General features: G+C 66.6%; 12 protein-coding genes and 3 pseudogenes. 9 read left to right on the top strand and 6 right to left on the bottom strand.

Translation table 11 applies throughout. The features are described from left to right. Together BMG07_RS36765 and BMG07_RS36760 are read left to right on the top strand one after the other, a co-directional pair. On the top strand, positions 1-293 hold a 293-nt coding region (locus BMG07_RS36765; protein WP_198088615.1), incomplete at its 5' end, for an iron chelate uptake ABC transporter family permease subunit. Beyond that, positions 290-1,095 (top strand): annotated as a pseudogene (locus tag BMG07_RS36760) (heme ABC transporter ATP-binding protein). The gene BMG07_RS36765 and the pseudogene BMG07_RS36760, both read left to right, overlap by 4 nt. A gap of 51 nt (positions 1,096-1,146) precedes the next feature. Here BMG07_RS36760 and BMG07_RS36755 read toward each other — a convergent pair. Beyond that, a complete protein-coding gene (locus BMG07_RS36755) occupies positions 1,147-1,974 on the bottom strand; it encodes a pyruvate, water dikinase regulatory protein (protein WP_198088614.1) in 828 nt (275 codons plus the stop codon). A gap of 177 nt (positions 1,975-2,151) precedes the next feature. On the opposite strand from BMG07_RS36755, the gene ppsA reads away from it, so the two are divergent. The 7 genes and pseudogenes from ppsA (at position 2,152) to dnaB (ending at position 8,299) form a co-directional block, all read left to right on the top strand. Further along, entirely contained in the window at positions 2,152-4,545 is a 2,394-nt protein-coding gene (gene ppsA, locus BMG07_RS36750; RefSeq protein ID WP_198088613.1) for a phosphoenolpyruvate synthase, read from the top strand. Between the two features lie 123 nt (positions 4,546-4,668). Continuing rightward, positions 4,669-5,148 (top strand): hypothetical protein, encoded by a 480-nt coding sequence (locus tag BMG07_RS36745; protein ID WP_198088612.1) that lies wholly within the window; start codon positions 4,669-4,671, stop codon positions 5,146-5,148. Positions 5,149-5,264: 116 nt separating this feature from the next. Then, positions 5,265-5,639 (top strand): 30S ribosomal protein S6, encoded by a 375-nt coding sequence (rpsF, locus tag BMG07_RS36740; protein WP_093125029.1) that lies wholly within the window; start codon positions 5,265-5,267, stop codon positions 5,637-5,639. A 4-nt stretch (positions 5,640-5,643) separates the two neighbouring features. Continuing rightward, positions 5,644-5,958, top strand: coding sequence for a primosomal replication protein N (gene priB / locus BMG07_RS36735; protein ID WP_198088611.1), 315 nt, complete (start codon positions 5,644-5,646; stop codon positions 5,956-5,958). An 18-nt stretch (positions 5,959-5,976) separates the two neighbouring features. Then, the gene (gene rpsR, locus BMG07_RS36730) at positions 5,977-6,258 is read left to right on the top strand and encodes a 30S ribosomal protein S18 (protein ID WP_007830781.1); all 282 of its coding nucleotides are present in this window, start codon (positions 5,977-5,979) and stop codon (positions 6,256-6,258) included. Between the two features lie 12 nt (positions 6,259-6,270). Then, entirely contained in the window at positions 6,271-6,723 is a 453-nt protein-coding gene (rplI, locus tag BMG07_RS36725) for a 50S ribosomal protein L9 (RefSeq protein ID WP_198088610.1), read from the top strand. 170 nt (positions 6,724-6,893) lie between these two features. Further along, positions 6,894-8,299 (top strand): annotated as a pseudogene (gene dnaB, locus BMG07_RS36720) (replicative DNA helicase). 24 nt (positions 8,300-8,323) lie between these two features. Here the strand turns inward: dnaB and BMG07_RS36715 are convergent. From BMG07_RS36715 to BMG07_RS36695, 5 genes and pseudogenes are all read right to left on the bottom strand, one after another. Further along, positions 8,324-9,046: a YafY family protein gene (locus tag BMG07_RS36715; RefSeq protein WP_198088609.1), complete on the bottom strand. Its 723-nt coding sequence runs from the start codon at positions 9,044-9,046 to the stop codon at positions 8,324-8,326. A 31-nt stretch (positions 9,047-9,077) separates the two neighbouring features. Then, positions 9,078-9,527 carry a GyrI-like domain-containing protein gene (locus BMG07_RS36710; RefSeq protein WP_198088608.1) on the bottom strand — a complete coding sequence of 150 codons (450 nt, stop codon included), beginning with the start codon at positions 9,525-9,527 and terminating at the stop codon, positions 9,078-9,080. Positions 9,528-9,550: 23 nt separating this feature from the next. Next, positions 9,551-10,000 carry an EVE domain-containing protein gene (locus BMG07_RS36705; RefSeq protein WP_198088607.1) on the bottom strand — a complete coding sequence of 150 codons (450 nt, stop codon included), beginning with the start codon at positions 9,998-10,000 and terminating at the stop codon, positions 9,551-9,553. Between the two features lie 6 nt (positions 10,001-10,006). Beyond that, positions 10,007-10,378 carry a VOC family protein gene (locus tag BMG07_RS36700; RefSeq protein ID WP_198088606.1) on the bottom strand — a complete coding sequence of 124 codons (372 nt, stop codon included), beginning with the start codon at positions 10,376-10,378 and terminating at the stop codon, positions 10,007-10,009. Positions 10,379-10,530: 152 nt separating this feature from the next. Further along, a pseudogene (locus BMG07_RS36695) lies at positions 10,531-12,067 on the bottom strand (PhoH family protein); the annotation flags it as partial.

Below are 12,067 nucleotides of genomic sequence, written 5' to 3'. Positions count from 1 at the left end.
AGCGGCGCGCGATCGTCGTCACGGCGGTGGCCGTGGGGGCGGTGACGGCGACGACCGGGATCATCGGCTTCATCGGCCTGATCGCGCCGCATTGGGTGCGCATGGTGGCGGGGCCGGACCACCGCGTGGTGCTGCCCGCGTCCGCGTTGCTCGGCGGCGCGCTGGTGCTGGCGGCCGACACCGTGGCGCGCACCGCGATGGCGCCGGCGGAACTGCCGCTGGGCGTGCTCACCGCGTTCATCGGCGTGCCGATGTTCCTGTGGATGCTGCGGCACTTCAAGGGGCGCATATGACGAGCGCGGAACGGGATTCGATGGCGCTGTCTTGCCAGGACGTCGAGGTGCGCATCGGCACGAAGACGCTGCTCGCGAACGCGTCGCTCACGCTGGCGCCGGGGCGGGTGACGGCCATCCTCGGGCCGAACGGCGCGGGCAAGTCGACCTTGCTCTCGGTGCTGGCCGGGCAACGCGCGCCGACGCAAGGCCGGGTCACGCTCGACGGCCAGCCGCTCGACGCGCACGGCATGCCGGCACTGGCCTTGCGCCGCGCGCTGATGCCACAGGAAAGCGCGGTGGCGTTCGATTTCACCGCGCAGGAAATCGTGGCGCTCGGGCGCTATCCGCATCGCCGGTCGCCGGGGCGCGACGAAGACGCGATCATCGAGGAGGCGATGGCGCTGACCGACGTGTCCGCGCTGGCGCCTCGCATCCTCAACACGCTGTCGGGCGGCGAGAAGGCCCGGGCCCACATGCGCGGGCGCTGGCCCAGCTGTGGCACCCACGGCCGGACGGCGCCACCCGCTGGCTGCTGCTCGACGAGCCCACCGCCGCGCTCGACCTGGCGCACCAGCATTCGGCGATGCGCCTGCTGCGTGCCTGGGCAGGGCGGGGCGTGGGGGTGGTGGCCGTGCTGCACGACCTGAACCTGGCGCGCCGCTACGCCGACGAGGTGGTGGTCCTGGGCGGCGCGGCCGGCGGCCTGCTGCAGGGCGCGACGGCCGAGGTGCTGGAGCCGGGGCTGATCGAGGCGGTGTGGGGCACGCCCTGCCAGCCGGTGACCAGCGCCGACGGCACGGTGCAGTACCTGTTCGGCTGAAGCGGTGCCCGTTCGTTGGGCGTTGCTTTTGCTATCTAAAAGATAGCGCTGTCAGTACGTCAGCCGCTCGGGCCGCAGTTCCTGCAGGATCGTCGTCGCGATTTCCTCGATCGACTTGGTGGTGGTCGACAGCCAGCGGATGCCCGCGCGCCGCATCATCGCCTCGGCCTCGCTCACCTCGTGGCGGCAGTTCTCGAGGCTGGCGTAGCGCGAGTTGGGCCGGCGCTCGTTGCGGATCTCGCTGAGCCGGTCGGGCTGAATGGTCAGGCCGAAGATCTTCTTGCGGTGCGGCGTCAGGGCCGGCGGCAGCTGGCGGCGGTCGAAGTCTTCCGGAATCAGCGGGTAGTTGGCGGCTTTCAGGCCGTGCTGCATCGCCAGGTAGAGCGAGGTCGGCGTCTTGCCGCTGCGGCTCACGCCCACCAGGATCACGTCGGCGCCCTCGAGGTCGCGGTTGCTCTGGCCGTCGTCGTGCTGCAGGCTGAAGTCGATCGCGGCGATGCGGTCGTTGTATTCCTTGCTCTTGCTGACGTCGCTGAAGCGGCCGATGCGGTGGTTCGACTTCACGCCCAGCTCGATTTCGAGCGGCCGCACGAAGGTGCCGAACATGTCCAGCAGCATGCCTTTGCAGCCGGTTTCGATGACTTCGAGCACGTCCATGTTGGCCAGCGTGGTGAAGACGATGGGGCGCACGCCCTCGAGTTCGGCCGTGTGGTTGATGTGCCGCACCGCCTGGTGGGCCTTGTCGACCGTGTCGGTGAAAGGCAGCCGGACGTGGCGCGGTTTCATCTCGAACTGGGCGAGGACGGCGTTGCCGAAGGTCTCGGCGGTGATGCCGGTGCCGTCGGAAATAAAGAAAACTGTGCGTGAATGCGTGGTCATGCGGCCTTGTCCTGCGGCGCGGGCAACCTTGCCACGCCTACAATCCGGGCCATTATCGGGAATCCGCTTCCCAGCCCCAATTCTTTCCATGCACACCGCGACCGCACCCAAAGCAACGACAACGATCGTGCCGCGCCGTCTGCATGCGGCACCGGTTTCAACTTCTGGAGCTTCCCCATGTCTGCACTTTTCGACGCGACCGCCCTGGTCGTACCGTTTGAAAACCTGAGAATGACCGACGTCGAGGCGGTTGGCGGCAAGAACGCCAGCCTCGGCGAAATGATCTCGCAGCTGCCGCAGGGCGTGCGGGTGCCGACCGGTTTCGCGACCACGGCGCACGCGTTCCGCCAGTTCCTGGCCCACGACGGCCTGGCCGACAAGATCAGCAAGCGGCTTGCCGCGCTGGACACCGAGGACGTGCGCGCGCTGGCCACCGCCGGCGCCGAAATCCGCGCCATGGTCGAGGCCCAGCCGTTTCCGGCCGACCTGCAGAAAGCCATCGGCGAAGCCTTCGCCACGCTGAGCGCCGGCAACCCGGCCGCCTCGTTCGCCGTGCGCTCCTCGGCCACCGCCGAAGACCTGCCCGACGCTTCGTTCGCCGGCCAGCAAGAGACTTTCCTGAACGTGGTCGGTATCGAGGACGTGCTGCACAAGATGAAGGAGGTGTTCGCCTCCCTCTACAACGACCGCGCCATCAGCTACCGCGTGCACAAGGGCTTCGAGCACGACGTGGTCGCGCTGTCGGCGGGCGTGCAGCGCATGGTGCGCTCCGACCTGGGCGCCGCCGGCGTGATGTTCACCATCGACACCGAGTCGGGCTTCGAAGACGTGGTGTTCATCACCTCGAGCTACGGCCTGGGCGAAACGGTGGTGCAGGGCGCCGTGAACCCCGACGAGTTCTATGTGCACAAGCCCACGCTGCGCGCCGGCAAGCGCGCGGTGATCCGCCGCAACCTGGGCTCCAAGCTGATCCAGATGGAGTTCGCCACGCCCGAAGAGAAAAAGGCGAGCGGCAAGCTGGTCAAGACCACCGACGTCAAGGCCGAGCAGCGCAACCGCTACTCGCTGAGCGATGCCGACGTCGAGCAACTGGCCAAGTACGCGCTGGTGATCGAAGAGCACTACGGCCGCGCGATGGACATCGAGTGGGGCAAGGACGGCACCGACGGCCACCTCTACATCCTGCAGGCGCGTCCCGAGACGGTGAAGAGCCAGCAGCAGGGCAAGGCCGAGCAGCGCTACAAGCTGCTGGGCAAGGGCGCCGTGCTGGCCGAAGGCCGTGCCATCGGCCAGAAGATCGGCACCGGCCCCGTGCGGCTGGTGCACAACATCAGCGAAATGGACCAGGTGCAGGCCGGCGACGTGCTGGTCACCGACATGACCGACCCCAACTGGGAACCGGTGATGAAGCGCGCTGCCGCCATCGTCACCAACCGCGGCGGGCGCACCTGCCACGCGGCCATCATCGCGCGCGAACTCGGCATTCCGGCCGTGGTCGGCTGCGGCGACGCCACCGACCTGCTGAAGGACGGCACGCTGGTGACGGTGAGCTGCGCCGAAGGCGACACCGGCTTCATCTACGACGGCCTGCTCGAAACCGAAGTGACCGAAGTGCAGCGCGGCGTGATGCCCGAGATCGACCTGAAGATCATGATGAACGTGGGCAACCCGCAGCTCGCCTTCGACTTCGCGCAGCTGCCGAACCACGGCGTGGGCCTGGCCCGCCTCGAGTTCATCATCAACAACAACATCGGCGTGCACCCGAAGGCGATCCTTGACTATCCGAACGTCGACAACGACCTGAAGAAGGCCGTGGAGTCGGTGGCCCGCGGCCACGCGTCGCCGCGCGCGTTCTACGTCGACAAGGTGGCCGAGGGCATCGCGACCATCGCCGCCGCGTTCTGGCCCAAACCGGTGATCGTGCGCCTGTCGGACTTCAAGTCGAACGAGTACCGCAAGCTGATCGGCGGCAGCCGCTACGAGCCGGAAGAAGAAAACCCGATGCTGGGCTTCCGTGGCGCCGCGCGCTACCTGAGCGCCGACTTCGGCGAGGCCTTTGCCATGGAATGCGAGGCGCTCAAGCGCGTGCGCAACGACATGGGCCTGACCAATGTGCAGATCATGGTGCCCTTCGTGCGCACGCTGGGCCAGGCCGAGCGCGTGACCGGCCTGCTCGGCGAGCATGGCCTGAAGCGCGGCGAGAACGAGCTCAAGCTGATCATGATGTGCGAGGTGCCGAGCAACGCCATCCTGGCCGACGAGTTCCTGCAGTTCTTCGACGGTTTCTCGATCGGCTCGAACGACCTGACCCAGCTCACGCTGGGCCTGGACCGCGACTCGGGCCTGGAGCTGCTGGCCGCCGACTTCGACGAGCGCGACCCGGCCGTCAAGGCCATGCTGAGCCGCGCCATCAAGGCCTGCAAGGCACAGGGCAAGTACGTCGGCATCTGCGGCCAGGGCCCCAGCGACCACCCCGACTTCGCGCTGTGGCTGGCGGAGCAGGGCATCGAGTCGATCTCGCTGAACCCCGACAGCGTGATCGACACCTGGCAGCAGCTCGCCAGCCGCTGAAGCGCCCGAACTGCGGAAATCCCCCATGGGGGATTCCCGCGGGGTGGGGTGGTTTCTGCAACAAATTGCGTATTTGCTGCCAGACTTGGAGCGTCACGGGCGAATCCCGGAACGGGGACCACCATGATTCTTCTGAAGACCGAAGCGGGCCAGCAGGCCCTGAAGGACCGTTCGGTCCCGCTGTCGCCGCGCCAGCGCTCGGCGTTCATCCTGTTCGACGGCAAGCGGTCGGTCGACGACGTGCTGGCCGCGGGCATGGGCATCGCGCGCGAGGACATCGACCAGATGATCGCGCTGGGCGTGCTGGCACCCGTGGGCGGCAAGGCGGCCGAAGCGGTGGCCGACAATGCAGCCGCTGAAGCGGCGAAGCCGGTGGCAGCCGCCGCGCCGGAGTCTTCCGGCCGCAGCAAGCAGCAGCGCTACAAGGACGCCTATCCCATCGCCACCCAGCTCACCGGCGGGTTGGGCCTGATGGGCTTCCGGCTCAATCTCCAGGTCGAGGGCACGACCAGCTACGACGACCTCGCGGCGCTCGCGCCGAAGATCCGCGCCGCCGTCGGCCCCGAGAAGGCCGCGGCCCTGGACAAGGCGCTGAACGACTGAGCCGCTTGCTGGCTTGCGCAATACAGGGCTATAATCGCCGGCTTTGCCTTGCCACACTGCGCCCGACGCTGCAGGTGGCTTTTCCATCTTCCTCGGAAGAACCCACAAGGAGTGCCATGCGTCACTACGAAATCATTTTGCTGATCCACCCGGATCAGAGCGAACAAGTTCCGGCAATGCTGGAGCGCTACAAGGGCCTGATCACGGCCGGCGGCGGCAAGATCCACCGCGTTGAAGACTGGGGCCGCCGTCAGCTGGCTTACCAGATCAACAAGCTCAACAAGGCCCACTACCTGTGCGTCAACATTGAAGCCGAACAAGCCGTGATGGGTGAACTCGAACACGCGTTCAAGTTCAACGACGCCGTGCTGCGCCATCTGACCGTTCAGAAGAAGAAGGCCGACACCGGTCCTTCGTCGATGATGAAGACGGTCGAGCGCGAAGAAGCCCGCAAGGCTCAGCAGGCCGAATACGCCGCCAACAACAACTGATGGTGTGAGTGCCGCCGCTGCGGCAACAGGGGTCAACCAGCTTTTGCTGACCGCCTCGGTTGCCGAACTCGGAGCTCTGCGATACACGCCAGCCGGCTTGCCCGCCATCGACCTGAAGCTCGAACACGAGTCGACGCTCCAGGAGGCGGGAAAACCCAGGCAGGTGAAGACGGCTCTCAAGGCCGTTGCCTTCGGCGCCATCGCCGAACGGCTCGCAAGGCAGTCGATGGGGAGTCTCTGGCGTTTCCAGGGTTTTCTCGCGACACCGGGCAACGGCAAGCATCCGGTCCTGCATGTGCAGGATTTCCAGCAAGATTAATTTTTCGAGAGGTCCATCATGGCCACGTTCAAGAAATTCAACAAAGACAAGCGCCCGAAGCGCAACACCCAGTCGCTGCTGTTCAAGCGCAAGCGCTTCTGCCGCTTCACCGTCGCTGGCGTCGAAGAAATCGACTACAAGGACATCGACACGCTGCGTGACTTCATCAGCGAAAACGGCAAGATCATCCCCGCCCGCCTGACCGGCACGCGCGCGATCTACCAACGCCAGCTGAACACCGCCATCAAGCGCGCGCGCTTCCTGGCCATGGTGCCGTACAGCGACCAGCACCGCGTCTAAGGAGTCCAGACCATGCAAATCATTCTTCTGGACAAGGTCCTGAACGTCGGCGGCCTGGGCGATATCGTCAAGGTCAAGGACGGCTACGCACGCAACTTCCTGATCCCGACGGGCCGCGCCCGCCGCGCCACCGCTGCCAACAAGGCCGAATTCGAAGCCAAGCGCGTCGAGCTCGAAAAGGCTGCCGCCGCCAAGCTGGCCGAGTCGCAAGCCCAGGGCGAAAAGCTCGGCGGTTCGACCGTCAAGCTCACGCAAAAGGCCGGCGTCGACGGTCGCCTGTTCGGTTCGGTCACCAACGGCGACATCGCCGAGGAACTGGGCAAGCAAGGCTACAAGGTTGCCAAGTCGCAAGTGCGCCTGCCCAACGGCCCGATCAAGGTCGTCGGCGACAGCACCGTGAGCGTGGCCCTGCACACCGACGTGGTGGTCGACATCACCGTGACGGTCTACGGCGAAACCGCCTGATCGCTCACAGCGCCTTGTGCGCTGCAGCAGAAGCCGCCTTCGGGCGGCTTTTCTTTTTCTGCACCCGGGTTGTCCTCGGCGCTGCACCGGAAGATCACCGTTTATTCACAACCTTGTCCACACACGCATCGGCGTGCGCGGCTTAGCATGCAGGGTTGCAAGGGAAGTCCATGTCCGCCGTTTTCTCCTATGCCGACAATGACCCGTCGGCCGACCGCCAGATCGCCCAACTGCGCATTCCGCCTCACTCCATCGAGGCCGAATCGAGCGTGCTGGGCGGCCTGCTGCTCGACAACGGCGCGTGGGACCGCATGGGCGACCTGCTGGTCGACGGCGACTTCTACCGGCACGAACACAAGCTGATCTACGCCGCCATCGGCGGCCTGATCAATGCCAGCAAGCCGGCCGACGTGATCACGGTCTACGAGCAGCTGCAGAACCTCGGCAAGGCCGACGAGATCGGCGGGCTGGTCTACCTGAACTCGCTCGCGCAGTACGTGCCCAGCGCGAGCAACATCCGGCGCTACGCCGAGATCGTTCGCGAGCGCTCGATCCTGCGCAAGCTGGTGTCCGCCAGCGACGAGATCGCGACCCAGGCCTTCAACCCGCAGGGCAAGCCGGTCGACAAGATCCTGGACGAAGCCGAGCAGAAGATCTTCAACATCGGCGAAGAAGGCACGCGGATGAAGCAGGGCTTCCAGAGCATGGACGCCTGGTGGTCGAGCTGCTCGACCGCGTGACCGAGATGGCCGAGAACCCGAACGACATCACGGGCATCCGCACCGGCTTTCACGACTTCGACAAGATGACCTCGGGCCTGCAGCCGGGCGACATGATCGTGCTGGCCGCGCGTCCGTCGATGGGCAAGACCTCGCTCGCGATCAACATCGCAGAGCACGTGGCACTGGAAGAGGGCCTGCCCGTGGCCGTGTTCTCCATGGAAATGGGCGCCTCGCAGCTGGCGGTGCGTATCGTCGGCTCCATCGGGCGCATCGACCAGGGCCACCTGCGCACCGGCAAGCTCAGCGACGAAGAGTGGCCGCGCCTGACCGAAGCCATCGAGCGGCTGCGCACCGTGTCGTTGCACATCGACGAAACGCCGGGCCTGTCGACCAGCGAATTGCGCGCCAACGCGCGCCGGCTGGCACGCCAATACGGCCGCCTCGGCCTGATCGTGGTCGACTACCTGCAGCTGATGTCCACCAGCAGCTCGGGTGACGAGAACCGCGCCACGGCCGTGGGCGAAATCTCGCGGGGCCTGAAGATGCTGGCCAAGGAGCTCAAGTGCCCGGTGATCGCGCTGTCGCAGCTCAGCCGCGGCGTGGAAAGCCGCACCGACAAGCGCCCCATGATGAGCGACTTGCGCGAATCGGGCGCCATCGAGCAGGACGCGGACATCATCATGTTCATCTACCGCGACGACTACTACGACAAGAACAGCAAGGAGCCGGGCGTGGCCGAGGTGATCATCAGCAAGCACCGGAACGGGCCCACGGGCACCGTCAAGCTGGCCTTCCTGAAGCCCATCACCAAGTTCGAGAACCTGGCGAGCTACAGCCACAACGAGCAGTACTGAGCAGGGGCCGCCGGTCTACCCGGTCTACCCGGCCTGCTGCTTGACCGGCTGGATCTGGCCCTGCACCTTCTCGACCTTGAGGGCCCGCAGCATGTCGGCCAAGGTCTTGCCGGGCTCGTCGCGAAAGCGCTCCGGCAGCAGCTGGATGGCTTCCATGCGGTCCAGCCGGAAGCCGCGGAAGTCGTCGCGCAGTTCGCACCACGCCGACAGCGTCCACACCTTGCCCCAGTAGAAGCAGCCCAGCGGCCGGATTGTGCGCTCGCTGGCATCGCCCGACACATCGCGGTAGGCCAGGTGCAGCTTGTTGTGCGATTGCACGGCCTCGCGCAGCGTCTGCAGCCGCGCGCGCAGGGCGGGTTCGAGACCCAGTGCGGGCGCATAGAGCGCCAGTGCCTCCGCCGACACCCGCGCGGCCGACGGCAGCACCGACAGGATCTTGCCGAGCCCGGTCTCGATGTCGCGCGCCAGCGCCGGGTCGACCCAGCTCTGCGCCAGCCGCGCGGCGGCCACCAGCGCCGACGCCTCGTCCTGCGTGAACATCAGCGGCGGCAGCTCGAAGCCCGCGCCCAGCCGGTAGCCCACGCCGGCCTCGCCCTCGATGGGCACGCCCTGGTGCTGCAGGTCGGCCACGTCGCGGTACACCGTGCGCTCCGACACCTCCAGGCGCTGCGCCAGGAACGCGGCCGTGGTGAGCCGGCGCCCGCGAATGAGCTGCACGATCTGGAACAGGCGGTCGGCGCGGCGCATCAGCGGCTTCCGGTGGGACGCTTCTCGAGGCTCATGCGACTCCGATGTAGATGGCCACCTTGTCCGGTCCTTCGTAGGCTTCGAAATCGCTGCGGTAGCTGCGCGCGACATCCGGGTGGGCCTCGAAATATTGCCAGATGCGCTGCCAGGTGGCGATCACCATGTGCGGCATCTCGCCCTGGCCGTTGAACACGAGGTAGTCGCCGGCCTCGATGGCAATGCTGCCTTCACCTTCCGACACGGCGACGCCCGCCGAGAGGTCGAAGGCGCCATTGGCGTCCGATTCGTAGGCCGAGTAGACGCCGAAGATGCGCGTGTCGGCGGTGCGGTGCGGTGTCGATGCATAGGTCTGTTCGCCGAAGAAGCGGCCCCACAGCGCGCCGATGCGTGCGGTTGCGGGGAGGCTCTCGTCGCGGTTGGTGGTGCGGACCGTGATGCCCGCGACGCGAAAGGCGTCGTGGTGTTGGCGGATGGGTTCCATGGGTTCTCTCTCCTCTTTCTTTCTCAAAGTGCGAGCGTCTTCAGGTCGGCCTTCATGGCGCTCGCGATCAGTTGCATGTCGCCGTCCGTGATGTCGAACATCCCGAAGCGGAATTTGTAGCCCCATTGCTTGGGGTTCTCGATGAAAGCCAGGCGCTCGATGAGCGGTGCGATCGGCGTCTCGTGCGAGGCCGCATAGAGCACGTCGCGGCGCCACGGCACGAAGCCGTTGCCCATGTCGAACTCGTACGGACCGCCCGGTTGCACGACGCCGATCGACACGAAGCTCTGCAGCTTGTCGGTACCGCTGAACACCGTGGCCGGCGAATAGTAGGCCACGCGGTCGCCGGACGAGAGCCGCTTGAGCGGCGCGTGCTTGCCGTGGCCCACCTGCATGAAGCCCAGGGGCCGGTGGTCGCGGCCGCGGCGCGCGTGTTCGGCGCTGGCCACGGCGATCCAGTTGCGCTGCGTCATGGCGGCTCAGTCCTGCGAGTGCAGGCCGACCTCGTTGCCTTCGGTGTCGCGCAGGTGGGCAATGAAGCCCATGCCAGGCGGCAGCGCGGTCTTGGGCGCCACGATCTGCCCGCCGGCCGCTTCGATGCGTGCGAGCACGGCGTCGATGCTGGGCATGCAGTCCAGGTAGATGCGGATGCCGGTGCCCGCGCGTGCGCTGGCGTTTGCGCCGGCCTGCAGCGCGCCGCCCGTGGCGGGGTTGTCGTAGGGGAACACGGCCAGCGTCTCGGTGCCGAAGCTCTCGCGGCGCAGCTTGCGGGCCAGCACGGTCTCGTAGAAGGCTTGGGCGCGGTCCATGTCGGCGACTGGGATCTCGAACCAGCTGATGGCGTTTTGCATTGGAGGGCTCTCTTTCGTGTCGTTGGAAGGAGCGCTGATGGTGCTGCCGGGCTACTGACAACGTCTTGTCAGTAGCCTGTCACCGTAGGCAAAAAAAGCCCGCAATGCTCCGGGGAGCATGCGGGCTTTTTGCCGGCCGTGGCCGGTGATCGTCAGAGCACGTCGCTTGCGAAATCGGCCAGGCGCGAGCGCTCGCCGCGTGCCAGCGTGATGTGCCCGCCGTGCGGCCAGCCCTTGAACTTGTCGACCGCGAAGGTCAGGCCCGAGGAGCCTTCCGTCAGGTAGGGCGTGTCGATCTGCGCGAGGTTGCCCATGCAGATGATCTTGGTGCCGGGGCCCGCGCGCGTGATCAGCGTCTTCATCTGCTTGGGCGTCAGGTTCTGCGCCTCGTCGATGATCACGTACTTGTTCAGGAAGGTGCGCCCGCGCATGAAGTTCATGCTCTTGACCTTGATGCGGCTGCGGATCAGCTCGTTGGTGGCCGCGCGGCCCCACTCGCCGGCGCCGCCGCCGTCACCCTTGGCCAGGAACTCGAGGTTGTCGTCGAGCGCGCCCATCCAGGGGCCCATCTTTTCTTCCTCGGTGCCGGGCAGGAAGCCGATGTCCTCGCCCACGCTCACGGTGGCGCGGGTCATGATGATCTCGGTGTAGCGGCGGTCGTCCAGCACCTGCGTGAGGCCCGAGGCCAGCGCCATCAGGGTCTTGCCGGTGCCGGCGGTGCCGGTCAGCGTGACGAAGTCGATCTCCGGGTCCATCAGCAGGTTCATCGCGAAGTTCTGTTCGCGGTTGCGCGTGTTCACGCCCCACACGGCGTTCTTGCCCGAGCTGTAGTCCTTGAGCGTCTTGAGCACCGCGGTCTTGTCGCGGATCTCGGTGACGCGTGCGTACATGCTCGGCTCGCCGGGCGCCTCGAAGAAGACGAACTGGTTGATGTACAGGTTGGGCACCAGCGGACCGCTGATGCGGTAGAAGGTGTTGCTGCCGCTCTGCCAGCTCTCGACGGTCTTGCTCTGGCGGGTCCAGAAGTCGGGCGGCAGGGCCAGCGAACCGGCGTAGAGCAGGTCGCCGTCTTCCAGCGTCTTGTCGTTCTGGTAATCGTCGGCAGCCAGGCCCAGGCACGCGCCTTGACGCGCATGTTGATGTCTTTCGACACCAGCACCACTTCCTGCTTGGCATGGCCCGGCTTGTCGGTGGCGTACTCGTCGCGCAGCGCCTGCACCACGCCCAGGATCTGGTTGTCGGCCTTGCCCTGGGGCAGGCTGACGGGCAGCGAGTAGTCGAGCGGGGCGGTCTGGAAGAACAGACGGCCGCCGGCTTCGCGGTGGCCGGTGGTGTCGAGCTTCAGGCCCTTGTCGATGTCGGCGTCCTGCGCGCCGGCCAGCGCGTCCAGCGTGCGGCTGGTCTGGCGGCCGTTGCGGGCGACTTCGGTGGTGCCTTTCTTGTGGCCGTCGAGCTCTTCGAGCACGATCATCGGCAGGAAGATGTCGTGCTCCTCGAAGCGGAACAGGCACATCGGGTCGTGCAGCAGCACGTTCGTGTCGAGCACGAACAGCTTGGCCGGGCCGGAGGACTTGCTGCGCTTGGGCCGGGCCGGCGCCTGGGGCGCGGGTGCCGGGGCGGCGATGGCGGCCGGCGCCTTCGTCTCGACCTGCACCATGACCTGCGGCTGCGGCGCGCTCACCGGGGCGG

It is taken from the genome of Variovorax sp. E3 (assembly GCF_016082275.1).
In the GTDB taxonomy this organism is placed as follows: domain Bacteria; phylum Pseudomonadota; class Gammaproteobacteria; order Burkholderiales; family Burkholderiaceae_C; genus Variovorax.
Note: the sequence above shows the minus strand (reverse complement) of the source record. Positions and strands in the feature narration are given on the sequence as shown.